This window comes from Streptomyces omiyaensis (genome assembly GCF_014650895.1).
Classification (GTDB): domain Bacteria; phylum Actinomycetota; class Actinomycetes; order Streptomycetales; family Streptomycetaceae; genus Streptomyces; species Streptomyces omiyaensis.
Genome location: NZ_BMVV01000013.1, coordinates 121,803 through 141,115 on the forward strand (window position 1 = coordinate 121,803; position 19,313 = coordinate 141,115).

The following is a 19,313-nucleotide window of genomic DNA, read 5'->3' on the forward strand; positions in this document are numbered from 1 at the left end:
CCGAGGGGCGCGGACACCCGGGGACGGCACGGAGAGGCGGCGGACATGCAGCGGACGAACGACGGAACCCCGCGCCGGATCGTCGTCATCAGCACCGGCGGCACCATCGCCAGCCGCTGGCAGGGCACCGGCTACGCCGCCGACGCCTCCGGCGACGACGTCCTCGCGACCGCCCCCCTCCCCGAGGGCGTGACGGTCGAGGTCCGCGACCTCTTCAACGTCAACAGCTCGCGGCTCACCGCCGCCCATCAGCTCGCGCTGCTCCGCACGGTCCACGAGACCCTCGCGGACCCCGGCGTCGACGGCGTCGTCGTCACCCACGGCACCGACACCCTGGAGGAGACCGCCTTCCTCCTGGACCTCCACCACGCCGACCCCCGCCCGGTCGTCCTCACCGGCGCCCAGCGCCCCTTCGGCACCGGCGACGGCGACGGCCCCGGCAACCTGTACGACGCCCTCCAGGTGGCCGCCACCGTCCGCGAACTCGGCGTCCTCGTCGTCTTCGACGGGCGCGTCCACGCCGCCCGCGGCACGGTCAAGACCCGGACCCTGGCCGCCGACGCCTTCTCCGACCCCTCGGCCGAGCGCCTGGGCCGGGTGGGCTTCTCCCGCGTCGACATCGAGCGCCTGCCCGACCGCCCGGCCGTCCTCCCGCTGCCGGAGGCCGCCCGTACCGCCGACCCGGACACCACCGGCCGCGCCGGACTGCCGCGGGTGGACGTCGTCTTCCACCACACCGACGGCGACCGGCTGCACATCGACGCCGCCCTCGCCGCCGGCGCCCGGGGCATCGTCCTCGTCGCCACCGGCGCCGGGAACGCCACCCCGGAGATCGCCGAGGCGGTCGCCGAGGCCACCGCCCAGGGCGTCCTCGTCGCCGTCACCACCCGTGTCCCGTCCGGCCCGCTCGCCGAGATCTACACCGGCGGCGGCGCCGTCGACCTGGTCGCCGCCGGCGGCCTGCTCACCGGCACCCTCCGGGCCGGCCAGGCCCGCGTCGCCGTCCTGGCGGCCCTGCTCGCCGAGACCGACGGCGACGACCCGGCCCGCCGCACCGCCCTCCTCCGCCGTCTCCTCGAAGGCCCGGTCCGCGCCGCGCCCGCCCTCGCCACCGGCGCCTCCCGCGAGGCGGCCCCGGTGCCGACGCGCGCCTGACCGTCCCCGAACACCGGCTCGCGGGCGTCGACTTCCCCCTCCTCCGCCCGCGAGCCGGAAACGATCCCGCCGGGACCCGCACGGCTCCTCCGGTCCTGTGGCGCCCCCGCGTCCGCCGCCCGCCCAGGAGCCCCAGGCCCCGACGACGCCCCCGCGTCCGCCGCCGCCCGCCCAGGAGCCCCCAGGCCCCGACGACGCCCCCGCGTCCGCCGCCGCCCGCCCAGGAGCCCCCAGGCCCCGACGACGCCCCCGCGTCCGCCGCCCACCCAGGAGCCCCCAGGCCCCGACGACGCCCCCGCGCCCGCCCAGGAGCCCCCACGCCCCGACGAGGCCCCCGCCCCCGTCGTCCCGGGCTCCGTCATCCCCGCACCCGGCCTCGCCCCGCTCCCCGCCGTGCCCCGCGCAGGCGACCTGTCGCCCTACGGCCCCTGCCCGTCCGGGCTCTTCGACCCGGTGCCGGAGGCCGACCTGCGGGCCGCGATCGTCGCGGGCGTGCCCGGGCCCCTCGACGACCCCGACGGCGACACCCGCCCTGCCCACCCCGGCCCGGATCCTCACCACCCTGCGCACCGGCCGGATCCGGTCCGAGGACGAGGCCGCCGCCGCGCTGCCTCCGGAGCTGCCCGCGGCGCACCGTCCGGTGCCCGCGGCGGCCCGGGCCCCGTACCCGGCGGGGGAGTGCGGCTCCCGGACCGACGGACCGTCCGCGGCGCGGGCCCACGCGGCGTATGCCGCCGCGGCGATCAAGAGGGCCTATCCGGCCTGAAGTTACCCGTCGGTTTCTCGTGACTTCCTCGGCGAGCGGTCGTAGAACATGTTCCCATTCGCTCACGAGTGAGGAAGATCACATGAGTGAACACCCCCTGTCCGCCCAGGGAATTCACGGAGTCAGCCGACGCCGCTTCCTGACCGGAACAGGTTCTGTTCTCGGCGCCGCCGCCCTCGCCGCCGGACTCCCCGCCCCGGCCCGCGCCGAGGCCCCCGGGCTGGACGTCTCTCCCATCCCCGACGGCTCCCACGTCCGCGTCCTGGTCGTCGGCACCGGCTACGGCGGCTCGGTCGCCGCCCTCCGCCTCGCCCGCGCCGGCGTCGACGTCCACATGATCGAGATGGGCATGGCCTGGGACGCCGCCGGCCCCGACGGCAAGGTCTTCGCCAACACCACCAAGCCCGACTACCGCTCCTTCTGGCTGCGCACCCGGACCAAGCAGCCGCTGAGCCAGTTCCTCGGCTTCCCCCTCGACAAGGACGTGCCCCGGCACACCGGCATCCTCGACGCCGAGGAGTTCGCCGGCATCACCGTCTACCAGGGCCGCGGCATCGGCGGCGGCTCCCTGGTCAACGGCGGCATGGCCGTCACCCCGCTGCGCGAGCGCTTCCCGGCGATCCTCCCCACCGTCGACCCGGCCGAGATGTACGCCACCTACTACCCGCGCGCCAACGCGGGCCTCGGCGTCACCGACGTGGACGTGTCCTGGTGGGAGGGGACGGACGCCTACCAGTACGCGCGCGTCGGCCGCAAGCACGCCCAGCGCTCCGGCTTCCCCTTCGTCTTCGTGCCCAACGTCTACGACTGGGACTACATGAAGCAGGAGGCCGCCGGGGCGGTGCCGAAGTCGGCCCTGGACGGCGAGGTCATCTACGGCAACAACCACGGCAAGAAGAGCCTCCGGAAGACCTACCTGGCCCAGGCCGCCGCCACCGGCCGGGTCACCGTCTCCGCCCTCCACCGGGTCACCTCGGTCACCCCGGCGGCAGCCGGCGGCTACACGGTCGCCGTCGACCAGATCGACACCACCGGAGCCACCCTGGCCTCCAAGACGGTCCGCGCCGACCGCGTCTTCTTCGCCGCGGGCAGCGTCGGCACCAGCAAGCTCCTCACCCGGCTCAAGGCCACCGGGGCCCTGCCCGCCCTCAACGAGCACATCGGCAAGGGCTGGGGCGACAACGGCAACGTCATGTGCGGCCGGGCCAACCACATGTGGGACCCCACCGGGAAGCTCCAGTCCGCCATGCCCACCGCGGGCATCGACAACTGGGACGCGGGCGGGGCCTTCGCGGAGGTCGCCCCGCTGCCCACCGGCATCGAGACCTACGCCTCCTTCTACCTCTCCATCACCCGCACCCCGCACCGCGCGGAGTTCACCTGGAACCCGGCCACCGGCAAGGTCGACCTCAGCTGGAACCGGGCCTGGAAGCAGAGCTCCATCGACATGGCGAAGTCCATCTTCGACAAGATCAACGCGAAGGAGGGGACGATCTACCGCACCGACCTCTTCGGCGCCTACAAGATCTGGGGCGACCACCTCACCTACCACCCGCTCGGCGGCGCCGTCCTGGACCGCGCCACCGACAACCACGGCCGCCTCCGCGGCTACCAGGGCCTCTACGTCATCGACGGCTCCCTGATCCCCGGCAACGCCAGCGTGAACCCCTTCGTCACCATCACCGCCCTCGCCGAGCGCAACATCGAGCGCATCATCGCCGAGGACTTCTGAGCGTGACCCCGGACGCGCGAGGGCCGGCCGGTCCGCGGACCGGCCGGCCCTTCCGGCGTCCGCCGGGCCTCAGCCCGTCGGCAGCACGCACACCTCGTCGAGCCCCAGCACCCGGTTCAGCCGGCCGAAGGCCAGCCAGGAGCCCAGGCTCATGGTCAGCTCCACGATCTCGGTCTGGCCGTAGTGGGCGGTCATCCGCTCCCAGAACTCCTCGTCCAGACCGTGGTGGTCGAGCGCGTACCGCTCCGCGTACTCGGCCGCGAGCCGCGTGCGCGCGTCGAAGGAGTCGGACACCTCCGTCGTGCGCCAGGCCGCGACCACCGCGTCGAAGCCCTCCTCGACCTTCTCGCCGTCCCGGTCCGTCCGCCAGTCCAGGCAGAACCGGCAGCCGTTGATCTGCGCGATCCGCAGCCGCGCGGCCTCGAACTCGCGCAGTCCCAGGGTCGTGTGGGCGTACACCGACAGCGAGAAGTTCGCCGCCGCCATCCCGATCCCCGGGACCATGTCGCCCCACACGTACCCGATCGGCTCCTGCCCCTCGGGAATGTCGATGATCATCGTGCGCTCCTTCCCAGCTTCCCCACCGCCGGGCGTATCGGCACGTCCAGCGCGTCGTAGAGCCCCGGCTCCGCCGCGGCCAGCCACTCGATGGCCCCCACCAGGCGCCCGACCGCCGTCGCGTTCCCGCCGGCCGCCCGGTTCTCGTCCTCGTCGGTGGCCGCCACCGTCACCTCGATGCGCGGCCGGCCCTCGACGATCACCCGGTGCGCCCCGGCGCCGTCCGGCGGCACCGGCCAGTCCGGGGCGCAGGACGGATGGATCCGGGTCACGTGCTCGATCACGATCCGCGGCTCACCGCCGACGATGCCCTGGACCTCGAAGCGGACCGCGCCCTGCGTGCCCTCCTCGAAGACGCCCATCGTCCGGGTCCTCACCGTCGCCTCCAGCGGCCGCCGGTCCACCGTCTCGCGGATCTCGTCCAGTTCGGCCCCGAGGGCCCGCGCCATCAGCCGGATCTGCCCGCCCCAGACCATCGTCGGGACCGACGGGAAGAGCATCGGCGGCTCGTGGTCGAGCGGCTTGCCCATGCCGATCAGCTCGCGCACGGAGAACTCCTGCTCGTACGTCGAGTAGTCGAAGATCTCCTGGCAGCGGACCGCGTCCACGACCGTGCCGAGCCCGCTGACCAGCAGCGGCAGCACGTCGTTGCCCCAGCCGGGATCGACCCCGGACGCGAAGAGCGACCCGCCGCCCCCGGCCACCGCCGCGAGCACCGGATCGCGGAACTCCGGCGGCGCGCTCCGCGGGTCGTAGAGCGGGTACAGCGAGGGCGTCACCACCACCGCGCCCGCCGCGACCGCCCGCACCACGTCCTCCAGGGCCCCGTCGGGCCGCACGTCGCCGGAGGCCGCGTACACCACGGCCCCCGGCCGCGCGCCGAGGACCGCCCCGACGTCGTCGGTCGCGGCGACCCCCAGCTCGCGCCCGAGTCCCGCGAGCGTCCCCGCGTCCCGGCCCACCTTCGCCGGGTCGGAGACCAGGACCGCCGCGAGTTCGAGGCCGGGATGGGCGTCCACGGCCCTGAGGGCCGCCCGCCCGACATTTCCGGTTCCCCACACCACCGTCCGTATCATGCGCGGAGGGTAGCGCCGGGGGAGCGAGGTTCCCATACCCGCGACACCGCTATCTGACGCTCAGTCAGATAGCTGGCCGCGCACGGCGGACCATCCGAGCCGCAGGGTCACGAAGGGGATCGTGTCACCCGGCAGCACATAGCGCTCCACCTCCGTGAAGCCCCGCGCGAGGGCGAACCGCAGCCCCTCCTCGTTCGACGCCAGGACCACCGTCTCCACCCCCGCACCGCCCAGCGTGCGCGCGTGCGCGAGCCCCCGCTCGTACAGCGCCGTCCCGAAGCCCCGCCGCCGGTACTCCGGCAGGATCCGCGCGATCACCGTCGCCGCCGGGGTCTCCCCGTCCGGCGGCCGCACCGTGGAGCACCCCACGGCCACCCCGTCCAGATAGGCCACCTCCAGCCGGTTCCGTCCGGCCCGCTCCCGCACCTCGTCCGCCGACAGCACCGCCGTCGGGACGATCGTGTTGTGCACCGCCCGCCAGTCGGCGGACTCCCGCCCGCCCGCGACCGGGACGACCCGCACCCCGTACCCCTCAAGACGACTCATCCCGGCACCCAACCGCGCCCCCGTCCGGAGGTCAACCGCTTTCCGTCCCCGTCCGCTCCGCCGTACGGGTGGGCCGCCGCGGTCCCGCGCAGCGCCGCCCGCCGATCGGGTACGGATCGCTCCACTGCCCCCGGCCAGGAGGATGCCCACCCATGCCCGCCTTCGTCCGCAAGGGCGCCCCCGCGCTCCTCGGCGCCGGCACCCTGTGCGCGGCCCTGCTGCTCACCGGCTGCGCGCCGCCCGGGCCCGCCGCCCCCACCCCGCCGACCGCGTCCGCCGCGGCGAAGACCCCCGCCGCGCCCACGCCGGGCCGGGAGGCGAGCGCCACCGACGCCCGCCCCGAGAGCCCCCCGCGCATCCCCGGCCTCGGTCCCCTCACCCAGTCCCGCGTCCCCGACGGCACCACCCAGGCCCTCGTCGTCACCGGCGCCACCGAGAACAGCAACACCGCCACCGTCGTCCTCCACCGGCGCGCCCCCGACGGCCGGTGGCACGAGTCCGGCGGCCCCTGGCCCGCGCACAACGCGCTCAGGGGCTGGACGCCCGACCACACCGCCGGCGACCTGCGCACCCCCATCGGCGTCTACCGCATCGGCGACGCCGGCGGCCGGCTGCCCGACCCCGGCGCCCGCCTTCCGTACGACCAGGACCCCGAGTTCGCCATCAGCGGCACCGGCTTCCGCGGCGAGCCCCTCGAAGGCTCCTTCGACCACGTCATCGCCATCGACTACAACCGGGTCCCCGGCCGCACCCCGCTCGACAAGGAGCGCCCGCTCGGCGCCGAGAAGGGCGGCGGCGTCTGGATCCACGTCGACCACGGCGGCCCCACCCAGGCCTGCGTCACCCTCCACCGCGACGACCTGCGCACCCTGCTGGTCGCCCTGGACCCCGCCGCCGCGCCCGTCGTCGTCATGGGACCGGCCCCCGAACTCGCCCGCTGAGCGGACGGATCCGGGGACCGGCGAAGGCCACGGGGGGCGGGCTCAGCCGACCGCCCCCCGGAAGGGCCCGGTGTGCAGCCGGACCTGGTCCGGCGTCAGATAGGCGTCGGTGTACTCGAAGTCCCGCAGCGTCCCGGCCTTCGACGCCAGGAACCCGGTCCGTACGTAGTCGTCCCCGGCCACCGCGTTCAGCAGCCAGTTCGTCATCACCCGGGTCTTCGCCACGTTGGTCCGCAGCGCCGCCCAGTGGTAGCCGCGCGCCACCGCCTGGGCCGCCGGCCCGTGCAGCTCCACGCCCAGCGGCTTCGACACCCCGTCCATGCCGCCCAGGTCCACCACCAGCCCCAGGTCCTTGTGGGTGTACGGGTGCGTCGGCTCGCCGCGCAGGGTCGCCACCAGGTTGTCGGCGAGCGCCTTGCCCTGCCGCATCGCGTGCTGGGCGGTCGGCGGGCAGATCGCGCCCTCCTCGCCCTTCGCCAGGTCCGGCACGGCCGCCGCGTCGCCGAGCGCCCACACCCCGTCGACGCCCGGCACCCGCATCTCGGGCGTCGCCACCAGCCGGCCGCGCAGGGTCTCCGTGCCGACCGTCCCGACGAGCGGGCTCGCGGCCACGCCGGCCGTCCAGATCAGCGTCCGGCAGGGCAGCACCCGGCCGTCCGTCAGGGTGACCGCCTCGTCGTCGACCGAGGCCACCGACACCCCCAGCGAGACCTGGATGCCCCGCGCGGTGAGGATGTCCATCGCGGCCGAGCCGAGCTTGTCGCCGAGCTCGGGCATGAGCCTGGGTGCGATGTCCACCAGGTGCCACTTGATCAGGGCCGGGTCGAGCCGGGGGTACCGCTTGACCGCGTTGTGGGTGAGCAGCTGGAGGCAGGCCGCCGTCTCGGTGCCCGCGTAGCCGCCGCCGACCACCACGAACTGGAGCCGCGCGGCCCGTTCGGCCTCGTCCTCGCTGGCGTCCGCCAGGTCCAGCTGGGCGATGACGTGGTCGCGGACGTAGACCGCCTCGGCCAGGGTCTTCATGCCCCGCGCGTGGTCGGCGAGCCCCGGGATGTCGAAGGTCCGCGTGACGCTGCCGGGCGCGAGCACCAGATGGTCGTACGGCTCGACGTCGTACTCCCCGGTGATCGTCCGGACCACCACGGCCTTCGCCGCCGTGTCCACGCCCACCGCGCCGCCCGGCACGATCCGCGTCCGGTGCTTCTGGCTGCGCCGCAGCGACAGCGCCACCGACTGCGGCGTCAGGACGCCCGCCGCCACCTGGGGCAGCAGCGGCAGGTAGAGCTGGTACGAGAAGGGAGAGAGCAGCGTGATGCGCGCCTCCCGCTCCGTGAGCCGTCGTTCGAGCCGCTTCACACAGCCCACGCCGGCGAAACCGGCGCCCACCACGAGGATCCTCGGTCGCGTCACGCTTGCCGCCTTCCGTATGAACGTGCAAAGTGCCGTCGCGTATGACTGCATATGCACATGTGGCAATTTTTCGCTGACTATCCGTGGTTTACCCTTTTTATCGTCATTGCTGCAGGATCGCTCTTCGGCATGGTCCGCTTCGGGCCCGTGAAGCTCGGCGCGGCCGGCGTCCTCTTCGTCGGACTGCTGGTCGGAGCCCTCGACCCGGACGTCGGCAAGGCGGTCCCCGCCGGGCTCTCCGTCCTCGGACTCGCGCTGTACGTCTACACGGTGGGCCTGGAGGCCGGCCCGGCCTTCTTCCGGGAACTGCGCCCCCAGCTCGCCGTGATGCTCGGCGCCGTCGTCGCACTGGTCCTCACCGCCCTCGCCGTCGGTCTGGTCGGCAGCGGACTCCTCGGCATCGAGGGCCCCTACCTCGCCGGCGGCTACGCGGGCATCGGCACCACCACTCCCGGTCTCGCCGCCGCCCAGGCCGCCTCGGACGACCCCACGCAGGCCGCCACCGGCTATGCGATCGGCTACCCCCTCGCCGTCGTTCTCACCATCCTCTTCGTCGCCGCCGTCGCGGCCGCACGGAACTGGCCGGGCCGCCGCGACCCGGGCACCGGTCTCCCCGACCGGCTCGTCACCCGCACGGTCGACATCACCCGGCCCGCCCGCTGGGCCGACGTCCCCGGCGTCGCCTCCGGCGAAATCCTCGCCAGCGCCCACCGCCCGGCCGGCGCCCCCGTCCACATCGTCACCGGCGACCCCGGCCCGCTCGCCCCCGGGGACGCCCTCGTCCTCGTAGGCGGCCCCGAGGCGGTCGCCGCGGGTGTCGCCGCCCTCGGCGCCGAGGCGCCGGAGCACCTGCTCGACCGCCGGGACGTCGTCGACTACCGCCGCATCCTGCTCACCAACCCCGACCTCGCCGCCCGCACCGTCGCCGAACTCGGCCTCGCCGACCGCTTCGGCGCCCGCGCCACCCGGGTGCGCCGGGGCGACCAGGAGCTCCTCGCCCACGACGACCTGCTGCTCCAGCTCGACGACCGGATCCGCGTCGCGATGCCCCGCGAGCGGACCGCCGAGGTCTCCGCCCACCTCGGCGACACCGAGGCCAAGGTCAGCGAGGTGAGCGCCGTCAGCATGGGCCTCGGCCTCGCGGCGGGCTTCCTCATCGGCATCCCCGAGCTCACCGTCGGCTCCACCGTCCTCTCGCTCGGCACGGCCGCCGGCCCGCTCGTCATGGCGATGGTCCTCGGCCGGATCCGCCGCACCGGCCCCCTCGTCTGGGTCCTTCCCACCCGCGCCAACCTGACCCTGCGCCAGATCGGCCTGCTGGTCTTCCTCGCCTGCGTCGGCCTCACCTCCGGCTACGCCTTCCGCCGCGAGGCCTTCTCGGTCTTCGGCCTCAAGCTGCTCGCGGTCCTCGCCCTCGGCGCCGTCCTCAGCTACGCCCTGATGGTGCTCGTCTGCCGCCTCCTCGGGCAGAGCCGTCCCCGCACGATGGGCCTGCTCGCCGGCTACGTCGGCAACCCGGCCATCACCGCGTACGCCAACAGCCGGGTCTCCGACAGCCGGGTGAACACCGGCTACGCCACCCTCTTCGCCCTCGCCATCCTGGTGAAGATCGTCTGCATCCAGCTGATCGTCGGCCTCTGACCGCCCCGCGCGGGACCGCGCGGGACCGCCCGGGACCGCCCGGGCCGGCGTCGACCCGTCTGCGCGCCGACGGAGCCGGGGCGAAGCGCACCGGGTAGGGGACCCGCGGCATCCACGGGATCCACGGGATCCACGGGATCCACGGGATCCACGGGATCCGCGCGGCCGTGCGCGGACCGGCCGTCCGACCGCCGGGCGGCGGGGGAGGCCCGTCGGGCGGCGCGAGGGGGTCCCGTAGGGCGGACGGTGCGGGAGGTTCCGTCAGGCGGGCGCCCGGCCGTCCGCGGGGGCGCCGGGCCCGTCTCCCGCGTCCCCGTCCGGGATCAGGGAGGCCACCAGGCGGCGGACGGCCGGGCGGGGGTCGGGGGAGCCGGGCCAGGAGGTCATCAGGAGGTGGTGACCGGTGCCGACCAGGGCGAGGGCCGCGATGGCGGGGTCCAGCGCGGCGGGGGCGCGGCCGAGCAGGCGCTCGGCCTCCAGGTAGGCGGCGACGGCCTCCTCGATCGCGGCGAAGCCCGGAGCCCCGGCCGCCAGGGCCTCGCGGACGCGGAGCGCGGCGTCGGGGCGGGCCATGACGAGGCCGGAGAGCGCGGGACCGCGGGAGTCGAAGAGCGCCTGGACGACCGTGTCGAGGTTGCCGGCCACCGTCCCCCGGCCGACGAGTCCGGCCAGGGCCCGCGCCCGCTCCGCGGTACGGGCGAAGCGGTCGAGGCACAGTTCGGCGACGAAGGCGTCGAAGCCGTCGAAATGCGTGTGCAGCAGCCCCTTGGCGCACCCCGCCTCGGTGGTCACGGACCGGCTGGTGAGCGCCCCCGGCCCGTCCCTCTCCACGACCCGCTCGGCCGCCGCGAACAGCCGTTCGCGCACGTCCGGCGTCGCCACTCCGCGCGGTGACATGAGCCCGCCGTCCTCTCCCTCGCCCTGCGCGCGCGTGCGCGCCCGTCGTCCGTGACCCCCGGCGTCCGCGTCGGGCTGCCCGGCCACCCGGCTCACCCGGATCACCCGGCTCACCCGGATCACTTGGATCGTAAACGGTGTTGCCGGTATGGGCACATGCCCATACCGTGGGCCGTCACGAGAATGGGCACCCGCCCATTCTCTTCCCCACTCCTGGAGCACGTCGTGACCGTCATCGCCAACACCGCACAGGAGCAGGCCTGGAACGGCCCGGAAGGAGCCCACTGGGCCCGCCACCAGGACCGCTGGAACGCCGTCAACGACGGCTTCAACGCGCCCCTGCTCGACGCCGCCCGGATCGGAGGGAGCCACCGCACCCTCGACATCGGCTGCGGCGCAGGCCGGACCACCCGGCTCGCCGCCCTCCGGGCCCCGCTCGGGCACGCGCTCGGGCTCGACCTCTCCGGGCCGATGCTCTCCGAGGCGCGCGCCCGGGCCGCCGCCGACGGCGTACGCAACGTCGCCTTCACCCGCGGCGACGCCCAGACCCACCCGCTCGGCGCGGGCGCCTTCGACGCGGCGATCAGCCGCTACGGCGCCATGTTCTTCGCCGACCCCGAGGCCGCCTTCGGCAACATCGCGCGGGCCCTGCGCCCCGGCGGCCGGCTCGCGCTCGTCTGCCCCTCCGCCCCGGGGCTCAACGGCTGGGTCACCGCGATGACGTCCCTGCGCGGCATCCTGCCCGTCGGCGACTTCGCCCGTACCGGAGAGCCCGGCATGTTCTCCCTCGCCGAGCCGGCCCGCGTCCGCGCCGTCCTCGCCGCCGCCGGCTTCACCGCGATCGCGCTCGACGAGACGCGCGCGCACGGCACGTGGGGCCGGGACGCCGCGGACGCGGCGGACTTCCTCCTCGCCACCGGTCCCGGCCGCCACCTGACGGAGCGGGCGGACGCGCCCGCGCGGACCCGCGCCCGCGCCGCCCTCACCGACCACCTGCGCGCGCACGAGCGGCCCGACGGCACCGTCGCACTGCTCAGCACGGCATGGCTGGTCACGGCGGAGAGGGGCTGACCCCTCGCCTCCGGACCGGCCGGGGTCCGGAGGGAAGGCCGGGAGGTGCCCGTAACCGGGGGCCTAGAAGACGACCACGCCCAGCGGGCGCGCGCCCGCCGCGAGGCGCTTCACCTCGCCCGAGCCGAGGTCGACGACGCTGATCCCGTCCCAGTACCCGTCCCGCGTGAACCCGCCCGTCACATAGGCGGTCCGGCCGTCCCGCGACACCGCCACGTCCTCGTGCGGACCGTCGAGCGGGTACACCCGCTCGACGCCCCGGGGCGACCGGACGGTCAGCGACGGCCCCCGGTCCTCGCTCGGGTCGATCGGGCCGGTGCCGACGGCGAGGAGCGTCCCGTCCGGCGTCACGGTCACCCCGTGCTGGTGGGTGTCGGCCGTCATCTCCTCGATCTCGACGCGACCGGTGGCGGGGTCCACGACCGCGAGCCGCTCGCCCTCGAAGGGCAGCAGCAGCTTCCCGTCCGAGGGGCGCACCGCGGCGTAGTGGGGCTTCAGCCAGGAGCCGAGCCCGCCCTCGGTGCCGTACGGGGCGACCTCGACGCGCCGGGCGTCCAGCGAGCCGGCGTCGACGACGGTCACGTCGAAGGAGTCGTGGTTCGTCGCGTACACGGCGGAGCCGTCCCGGCTGACGTCCACGTCGAAGGGGCGGCGCCCCACGTCCACCACGTCCACCACCTTCGCGGACGCGGTGTCGATCACCTCCAGGGTGCCGTCGCCGCCGGGCACGTTCACCCCCACGTACACCCGCTTCCCGTCGGGCGAGAGCGCGATGCCCATCCCGCCGCCCCGGTACTCGCCGGTGGTCACCGGCCCGGTGTCCGTCCGGTAGGGCACGAGGGCCCGGCGCTCCCGGGCGGCGGTGTCGACGACGGCGACGCCCTCGGCGGTCGCCACCCAGGCCCGCCCGTCCTTCCCGAGCGCGAGGCCGTACGGTGCCGTGCCCACCTCCACCGAGCCGGTGGCACCGCGCGCGGGGTCCACGAACGTCACGGTGTCCGCACCGAAGTCGGCGACCAGCAGCGTCCCGGCGGCGGGCTTCGCCCCGGGCGTCGCGGGCCCGGCCGACGGCGGGGGAGCGACGGTGACGGCGGGCGCCGGGCCGTCCGGAGCGGCGGCGGGAGCCTCGCCGGCCCGGGCGCATCCCGCGAGCAGGACCCCGGCGACGGCCGCGGGCAGCAGCGCGCGGGCGGTACGGGACGGGCGGCGGATCTTCGTCATCTCGGGCTCCTCGGTGCGGGGCGTGCGGAGGACGCCGCGCGAACCGGCCCCTCCCGTCTCCCGATCCTCCGTCGGCCCGGGCCCGGGGGGTCTCGCCCGCCCGGATGCGGTCCCCGGTCCCTCCGGACGACCCGGGGGTCCACCGATCGGACGACCCGGCGCGGTGGCCGCGCCGGACGGGCGCCGGGGCCGTGCCCCGGACCTCGGGGCCCGCCGGGCCCGGGACGGGTGGGTCAGCCCTGCGGGAGCGACCGCATCGCCACGATCCCGGAGGGGCCGTGGGGGCCGCCCTGGCCGGGGACCGGACCGGGGGCCTGGAGGCCAGCCTGGCCCGGCAGTCCGGCGGGGCCCGCCATGCCGGGCTGCCCGGGCGCCGGCTGGCCCGGCACCGCCGGAAGGGCGGGGAGCGCCCGGCCCTGCATCCCCGGCTGCCCCTGCATCCCCGGCTGACCGGGCATCCCCGGCTGACCGGGCATTCCCGGCTGGCCGTGCATGCCGGGCTGCCCCGGCATCGGCTGCATGGGCTGCATCCCCGGCATCCCGGGCTGACCCATCCCGGGCTGACCCATCCCCGGCTGCCCGTGCATGCCGGGCTGGCCCTGCATGCCCGGCTGGCCGGCCATCCCCTGCATCCCGGGCATGCCCGCCGGCGCTCCGACGCCCATGGGCTGCTGCGGCGCGGCCGGGGGAACCTTGATGTACCGGCTCAGGTCGCGCAGCACTTCCTCCGCGGTCTGGCGCACGTCACCGGGTACGTCCCCCCGCTCCCGTATGAGCTGGGCGTAGATCGGTGCGGTGCCGTCCGCGTGGTTCATGGAGTCCGTCGCTTCCTGTCAGCTGGGCCGGTGCCGCCACCGGCGGCAGACGGCGAGTCTACGGGGAACCGCCGACACCCCGTGGCGCGGGGAGCCCGCCGCCACCCGGGCGGGCGACCCCGCGGGGGTGCCCGGGACGTGCCCGGGCACACCGCCGTCCGTGTCAGGATCGAGGGATGCTGGAGAAGATCATCGCCGCGTGCGACGGCGCGTCCAAGGGAAACCCCGGCCCCGCGGCCTGGGCCTGGGTCATCGGCCGGACGGACGGCACCGTCGAGCGCTGGGAGGCCGGCCCGCTCGGCCGTGCCACCAACAACGTGGCCGAACTCACTGCCCTGGAACGGCTCCTGGAGACCCTCGATCCCGCGGCGCCCGCGGAGATCCGGATGGACTCCCAGTACGCCATGAAGGCCGTCACCACCTGGCTCCCCGGATGGCGCCGCAAGGGCTGGAAGACCGCCGCGGGGACCCCGGTCGCCAACAAGGACCTCGTCGTCCGGATCGACGCCCTGCTCACCGGCCGGGACGTCGACTTCGTCTACACCCCCGCGCACCGGGGGGCCGACGGCGACCCCCTCAACGACGCCGCGGACCGGGCCGCCAGCCACAGCGCCCGGACCCAGGAACCGCTCGGTTCGGACGCCGGCTCCGCCCTCCCGGACCCCGAGCCCGCCGCCGTACGCGTCTCCGCCCCCCGCACGCCCCGGCCACGCGCCTCCGCGCCGGGCGGATCCGGTGCCTCCGGGGCCCGCCGGAGTCGCCCGTCCGGCGGCACGCTGAAGGCCAAGTTTCCGGGCCGCTGCCGGTGTGGGCGTGCCTATGACAAGGGGGAGAGCATCGCCAAGAACGCGGAGGGCTGGGGGCACCCCACCTGCGTCTGAGCACGGCGGCCGTCCGAGGGGCGGGCGACCCTGTCCGCCCCCTGAGACCGCCTTTCGGGCCCCTCCGGCAGGCTTCACCCACCCGTGGATCCCGGTTCGCCCCAGGTTCTGTTCTCAGAGCTGTTGTGGCTGCATACTGTTCCTCCTCGCACCTGGTGACGAACCGTTTTGCCTGCTCATCCGACGTCTCTCGACGTGAATCGGCACCCGGCGAGATTCCCCCCTTCACTTCCGGCGCACAGCGTCGTGACGGAAGTGACCCCTGCCCGTGAAAGACCCGAGGTTCCGTGCCAGTACCTGTTCTCCTGACCGGGCGCTCCGTGCGCCTGGAGCCGCTGGCGATGCGGCACGCCGAAGCCCTTGCGCGGGCCGGCGAGGCGGACCGATCGGCCTACGCCTTCACTCCCGTGCCCGACGGCCTGGAATCCGCTCTCGACTACATCGCCCGCGCCCTGGCCGAACAGGCCGCCGGGCGCTGCCTGCCCTTCGCCCTGGTCAGTACCGCCGACGACCGGGTGATCGGCTCCACACGCTTCCTCGAACTCGACTATTGGCGGGGGCCGCTCGTGTGGCCCCCGACCCCCGGCCACCCCCACGGGGATCCGCTCACCGCGATCCCCGACGCCGCCGAGATCGGCAACACCTGGATCGCGGGCGACGCCCGGGGCACCGGCATCAACACCGAGGCGAAGCTCCTCATGCTCCGCCACGCCTTCGAGAGCTGGGGCGTCCGCCGGATCACCTTCCGCGCCGACGCCCGCAACACCCGCTCGCGGGTCGCCATCGAACGCCTCGGCGCCACCTGCGAGGGCATCCGCCGGGCGCACTCGCGCGGCCTCGACGGCGCCGTCCGGGACACGGCCTTCTACTCGATCCTCGACGAGGAGTGGCCCACCGTCCGGGACATCATCGAGCTGAGGCTGAGCGCCCCCCGCGGGAACCGGGTCCTCCAGGACCTCCTCCCCGCCTGACCACCCCGCGCCGCCCGCACTGCGGGCGGCGCGGCAGGGTGTTTTCATGGAGGTGACGGGAAGGACTCCGTGCGAGGACACGGAGTAGCGGTCCTTGAGCCGCGCACCGTGCAATCAGGATCCGCGAGAAGCGGGTGAGTCCTTCCCGCCCCCACGTCCCCGACCACCCGCCTCCCCGCCGGCGACGCCCGCCGGGGCGGGCGAGGGAGGCGGTCCCATGAGCGGCGGCGCGTGGACGGTCCTGGCCGTGGCCGGAGTCACGGCCGCCTACGCCCTCGGTTCGCGGCGGCTCTCCACGACGCCGGTCTCCTCGGCGATCGTCTTCACCGGCTGCGGCGTCCTCCTCGGCCCCGCCGTCCTCGGCGTCGTCGGGGGCGACGACGCCGGACCCGTCACCGCGCTCCTGGAGGCGGCCCTCACCCTGGTGCTCTTCACCGACGCCATGACCGTCCGCCGCCGCGACCTCACCGTCGGCGGGTTCCTGCCCCGCCGGCTCCTCGGCATCGGGCTCCTGCTGAGCATCGCGCTCGGCTGGCTGCTCGCCCTGCCCCTCCTGCCCGGCCTCACCGTCTGGGAGCTCGCCCTCGTCGGCGTCATCCTGGCGCCCACCGACGCCGCGCTCGGCAAGACCGCGATCTCCGACCGGCGCGTCCCGCCCCTCGTCCGGCAGGGACTGAACGTGGAGAGCGGCCTCAACGACGGCATGGTGCTGCCCTTCTTCCTCGTCTTCCTCGCCGCCGTCCCCGGCACCTCGTACGCCGCCGAGGGCGTGGCCGGCACCTTCTGGCGCTCCCTGCTGCTCAGCACCGCCCTCGGCCTCCTCGCCGGCGGCGTCGCGGGCAGGCTGCTGCAGGCGGCCCGGGCCCGCGGCTGGATCACCCGGGAAGGGCGCCACGTCTACGTCCTCGCCGTCGCCGCCGCCTCCTACGAGCTGGCCGTCGTCGTCGACGGCAGCGGCTTCATCGCCGCCTGGATCGCCGGATTCGCCTTCGGCCACGCCCTGCGGAACGTCCCGGCGGGCCCGCCCGCGACCCCGGCACCCGACCGCGGGGAGGAGCGGGACTCGACCGCCGACCTCGCCGAGGACCTCGGCGGTCTCCTCGCCTCCGTCTCCCTCCTCCTCTTCGGCGCGCTCCTGCTCGGACCCGCCCTCCAGCACCTGAGCTGGCGGATCGTGCTCTACGCCCTGCTCAGCCTGACCGTGGTCCGACTCGTCCCCGTCGCCCTGTCGCTGCTCGGCAGCGGACTGCGCCTCCCCACGGTCCTCTACATCGGCTGGTTCGGCCCCCGCGGCCTCGCCTCGGTCGTCCTCGGGCTCCTGGTCGCCGAGGAGCACGTCGCCGGCACCGAGCTGATCGGCCGGGTCGTGGCCGTCACGGTGGCCCTCAGCGTCCTCCTGCACGGCGCCACCGCCCCGGCGCTCGCGGGCCGCTACGGCGCCTGGTACCGCGGGGCCGCCGCGGCCACGGACGGTCTGAGGGAGTCCGCCGACGTTCCCGAGGGCGGCGGCCGCCGCCGCGTCGGCCCCACGTCGTAGGGGGTGCCCCGTCCGATCGGGCCGGGCCGGTCGGTCCCCCGGTCCCGCCGATGCGCACCGCGCCCTTCGGGCCGACCATGGAAGGAAGCGCGGGGACCGGCGCGGTCCGGGCCCGGCTGACCGAGAGCGAGGACCCATCATGGCCGCCACGCACACTCCCCACCGGACGGGCAGCACCCAGCAGTTGTGGGCCGGGGGACTGACCGTCTTCGCAGCCGTCATGCTAGGGATCACCGGCGTCGTCGGTGTCTTCCGGGGCATCATGGCGATCGCGGAGGACGACGTGTTCCTCACGACGCCCAACTACGTCTTCCAGTTCGACCTGACCGGCTGGGGCTGGATCCACCTCGCCCTCGGCATCGTCGCGATCCTCGTGAGCTTCGGCCTCTACAAGGTGTCGACGTGGGCCCGGGTGGCCGGTGTGGCCATCGCCGCCCTCGTCGTCATCGCGAACTTCCTGTCCCTGCCGTACTATCCGGCCTGGTCGATCCTCATGATCGCCATGTCCGGCTTCGTCATCTGGGCCCTGTGCGTCGTCAAGCCCGACGACTCCACGGCGCGCTAGTCCCCACCGCGAGAACCCGGGAGCCCGGCCGTCAGCCGGTCAGCTCGTACAGGGAACGGCTCACCAGCCACAGCCCGAGGAGCAGACAGAGACCGATGACGGCGGGCTCCTTGTGGCGCGTCAGCCACCGGCGCAGCGCCATCAGGGCCGGGTGCGCCCGCTCCGGGGCGAACACCATCGACAGCTCCATCGCCAGCAGGCTGGAGGTGGCCACCAGACAGAAGAGCACCAGCACCACGACGTTCCCGGCGTCCGACAGATCGGCCTGGACGACCGTGGCGCCGGCGGCCCCGACCATCCCCCACGGCTGTAGCAGGAGGGGCAGGGCCGCGGCGGACCACAGGGAGACGCCGCCGTGCGGGCCCGCCGACTCCCCGGAGGCCTCCGCGGCCTCCGGGCCCTCCGCGGCCGGAGCGGACGACGCCCCGGCGTCCGGCCCGGGCGCGGCGGAGCCCCCGTCCTCCCGTGTCCGTACTGCGGAAGCGGAGGCGTCCGCGTCCTCCGGCGGCGTCATCGCGCCCCGGCGGACGCGCCGCAGCCGGTACGTCCCGTACCCGAGCAGTCCGAGCCCGATGACGAGCGTCACCGCCTTCGCCGCCGTCGACGGCGGGGAGCGGGGAGCGGGCGGCTGCCCGCCGGTGAGGAGGACGACGATCCCGATCACCGCCACCAGGCACGCCAGCCAGGACACGATGAAGACCAGCCCCTTGCGGACCCCGCCCGGCGAGGCCACGACCAGGACGAACGCCATGACGGGCAGCGGGAAGAGCGTGATCGCCAGCCCGATCAGCAACAGGTCAAGCGCCATCACGGCACCGCCGCTCCCGGTCCGCCGCCCGGGACGGCCGGAGGGACCCCGCCGGGTCCCGGGCCGCCCGCACGGCGCGGACCGTCAGGAGCGGCCCTTCCGGAAGGAGTCCCGGACGCCCCGGGCCCGCCGGCCGAGACCCCGCCACGCCTTGCGCAGCTCGGCCCGGAAGCGGTCCGTCCGGCCCTCGGCCTCCAGCCGCTCGTCGCCGGTCATCCTCCCGGCGATCTCCTTGGCCTTGCCCCGGGCCCGGTCCATCTCGTGCCTCGCCGCGTCCTTGGCCCGGTCGACCTCGTGCCTGGCCTTCTCCCTGGCCCGATGGGCCTCGTGCGCGGCCTTCTCCCTGGCCCGATGGGCCTCGTGCGCGGCCTTGCCCCGGGCCCGGTGGGCCTCGTGCCTGGCCTTGACCTTCGCCCTGTCGATGGTGCTGCTCATGCCTGCGATGCCTCCTTGGGCCCGCCCCCCATTCCACGCTAGGCCGCGGCCGCCGCCCGCGCCCGTCGGCCCCGGATCCGGCGGCGCGGCTCCTCCGGCGACCGGCACGATCGACGTCCGCCTCGCCGGGACCACCGGCCGGCCCGCCCCCCGCCGCGAGCGCGGCCGCCCCGACCTCGCCCTCGCCGCCGGCACCCTCCCCGCCGTCCGCCACGTCCAGGAGGAGACCGGCGGCGTACGGGTCGCGGTCTCGACTCCCTCCCCCCGCGGCGCCCGACCCGCCCCGG

General features: G+C 75.4%; 19 protein-coding genes. 10 read left to right on the top strand and 9 right to left on the bottom strand.

Annotated elements, in window-relative coordinates; genetic code table 11:
- Nucleotides 1-45: 45 nt before the first annotated feature.
- The 3 genes from IE287_RS22110 (at nt 46) to IE287_RS22120 (ending at nt 3,653) form a co-directional block, all read left to right on the top strand.
- Nucleotides 46-1,155 carry an asparaginase gene (locus tag IE287_RS22110; RefSeq protein ID WP_189850877.1) on the top strand — a complete coding sequence of 370 codons (1,110 nt, stop codon included), beginning with the start codon at nt 46-48 and terminating at the stop codon, nt 1,153-1,155.
- A 97-nt stretch (nt 1,156-1,252) separates the two neighbouring features.
- Nucleotides 1,253-1,921: an aminoglycoside adenylyltransferase domain-containing protein gene (locus IE287_RS39485; RefSeq protein ID WP_189850878.1), complete on the top strand. Its 669-nt coding sequence runs from the start codon at nt 1,253-1,255 to the stop codon at nt 1,919-1,921.
- Between the two features lie 82 nt (nt 1,922-2,003).
- Nucleotides 2,004-3,653 carry a GMC oxidoreductase gene (locus IE287_RS22120; RefSeq protein ID WP_189850879.1) on the top strand — a complete coding sequence of 550 codons (1,650 nt, stop codon included), beginning with the start codon at nt 2,004-2,006 and terminating at the stop codon, nt 3,651-3,653.
- Between the two features lie 69 nt (nt 3,654-3,722).
- Here IE287_RS22120 and IE287_RS22125 read toward each other — a convergent pair whose 3' ends face one another.
- Genes IE287_RS22125 through IE287_RS22135 form a run of 3 tightly spaced genes read right to left on the bottom strand, consistent with a single transcriptional unit; the run spans nt 3,723 to nt 5,833 of the window.
- The gene (locus IE287_RS22125) at nt 3,723-4,211 is read right to left on the bottom strand and encodes a carboxymuconolactone decarboxylase family protein (protein WP_189850880.1); all 489 of its coding nucleotides are present in this window, start codon (nt 4,209-4,211) and stop codon (nt 3,723-3,725) included.
- On the bottom strand, nt 4,208-5,287 hold the full coding sequence (locus IE287_RS22130) for an NAD(P)H-dependent amine dehydrogenase family protein (protein ID WP_189850881.1): 1,080 nt from the start codon (nt 5,285-5,287) through the stop codon (nt 4,208-4,210). The genes IE287_RS22125 and IE287_RS22130 overlap by 4 nt, the downstream gene beginning before the upstream one ends.
- A 60-nt stretch (nt 5,288-5,347) precedes the next feature.
- Nucleotides 5,348-5,833 carry a GNAT family N-acetyltransferase gene (locus tag IE287_RS22135; RefSeq protein ID WP_189850882.1) on the bottom strand — a complete coding sequence of 162 codons (486 nt, stop codon included), beginning with the start codon at nt 5,831-5,833 and terminating at the stop codon, nt 5,348-5,350.
- A 152-nt stretch (nt 5,834-5,985) separates the two neighbouring features.
- Between IE287_RS22135 and IE287_RS22140 the strand changes: the two genes are divergently transcribed.
- Nucleotides 5,986-6,774, top strand: coding sequence for a hypothetical protein (locus IE287_RS22140; RefSeq protein WP_189850883.1), 789 nt, complete (start codon nt 5,986-5,988; stop codon nt 6,772-6,774).
- 42 nt (nt 6,775-6,816) lie between these two features.
- Here the strand turns inward: IE287_RS22140 and IE287_RS22145 are convergent, their stop codons facing one another.
- The gene (locus IE287_RS22145) at nt 6,817-8,184 is read right to left on the bottom strand and encodes an NAD(P)/FAD-dependent oxidoreductase (protein WP_189850884.1); all 1,368 of its coding nucleotides are present in this window, start codon (nt 8,182-8,184) and stop codon (nt 6,817-6,819) included.
- Nucleotides 8,185-8,241: 57 nt separating this feature from the next.
- On the opposite strand from IE287_RS22145, the gene IE287_RS22150 reads away from it, so the two are divergent.
- On the top strand, nt 8,242-9,825 hold the full coding sequence (locus IE287_RS22150; protein WP_189850955.1) for an aspartate:alanine exchanger family transporter: 1,584 nt from the start codon (nt 8,242-8,244) through the stop codon (nt 9,823-9,825).
- A 261-nt stretch (nt 9,826-10,086) separates the two neighbouring features.
- Here the strand turns inward: IE287_RS22150 and IE287_RS22155 are convergent, their stop codons facing one another.
- Nucleotides 10,087-10,722 carry a TetR/AcrR family transcriptional regulator gene (locus tag IE287_RS22155; RefSeq protein WP_189850885.1) on the bottom strand — a complete coding sequence of 212 codons (636 nt, stop codon included), beginning with the start codon at nt 10,720-10,722 and terminating at the stop codon, nt 10,087-10,089.
- A 225-nt stretch (nt 10,723-10,947) separates the two neighbouring features.
- On the opposite strand from IE287_RS22155, the gene IE287_RS22160 reads away from it, so the two are divergent.
- Complete coding sequence (locus tag IE287_RS22160) at nt 10,948-11,793, top strand: class I SAM-dependent methyltransferase (RefSeq protein WP_189850886.1); 846 nt, start codon at nt 10,948-10,950, stop codon at nt 11,791-11,793.
- 63 nt (nt 11,794-11,856) lie between these two features.
- Here IE287_RS22160 and IE287_RS22165 read toward each other — a convergent pair whose 3' ends face one another.
- Entirely contained in the window at nt 11,857-13,014 is a 1,158-nt protein-coding gene (locus tag IE287_RS22165; RefSeq protein ID WP_189850887.1) for a YncE family protein, read from the bottom strand.
- Nucleotides 13,015-13,247: 233 nt separating this feature from the next.
- Nucleotides 13,248-13,829 carry a hypothetical protein gene (locus IE287_RS39300; RefSeq protein WP_189850888.1) on the bottom strand — a complete coding sequence of 194 codons (582 nt, stop codon included), beginning with the start codon at nt 13,827-13,829 and terminating at the stop codon, nt 13,248-13,250.
- 176 nt (nt 13,830-14,005) lie between these two features.
- On the opposite strand from IE287_RS39300, the gene IE287_RS22175 reads away from it, so the two are divergent.
- From IE287_RS22175 to IE287_RS22190, 4 genes are all read left to right on the top strand, one after another.
- A complete protein-coding gene (locus IE287_RS22175) occupies nt 14,006-14,710 on the top strand; it encodes a ribonuclease H family protein (RefSeq protein ID WP_189850889.1) in 705 nt (234 codons plus the stop codon).
- Between the two features lie 287 nt (nt 14,711-14,997).
- Nucleotides 14,998-15,681: a GNAT family N-acetyltransferase gene (locus IE287_RS22180; RefSeq protein ID WP_189850890.1), complete on the top strand. Its 684-nt coding sequence runs from the start codon at nt 14,998-15,000 to the stop codon at nt 15,679-15,681.
- A gap of 217 nt (nt 15,682-15,898) precedes the next feature.
- Entirely contained in the window at nt 15,899-17,218 is a 1,320-nt protein-coding gene (locus IE287_RS22185; RefSeq protein ID WP_189850891.1) for a cation:proton antiporter domain-containing protein, read from the top strand.
- Nucleotides 17,219-17,357: 139 nt separating this feature from the next.
- On the top strand, nt 17,358-17,783 hold the full coding sequence (locus IE287_RS22190; RefSeq protein ID WP_189850892.1) for a DUF7144 family membrane protein: 426 nt from the start codon (nt 17,358-17,360) through the stop codon (nt 17,781-17,783).
- A 31-nt stretch (nt 17,784-17,814) separates the two neighbouring features.
- On the opposite strand, the gene IE287_RS22195 is transcribed toward IE287_RS22190, so the two are convergent.
- Together IE287_RS22195 and IE287_RS38655 are read right to left on the bottom strand one after the other, a co-directional pair.
- Entirely contained in the window at nt 17,815-18,591 is a 777-nt protein-coding gene (locus tag IE287_RS22195) for a GAP family protein (RefSeq protein ID WP_189850893.1), read from the bottom strand.
- Between the two features lie 84 nt (nt 18,592-18,675).
- Entirely contained in the window at nt 18,676-19,026 is a 351-nt protein-coding gene (locus IE287_RS38655; RefSeq protein WP_229883639.1) for a CsbD family protein, read from the bottom strand.
- Nucleotides 19,027-19,313: the final 287 nt, after the last annotated feature.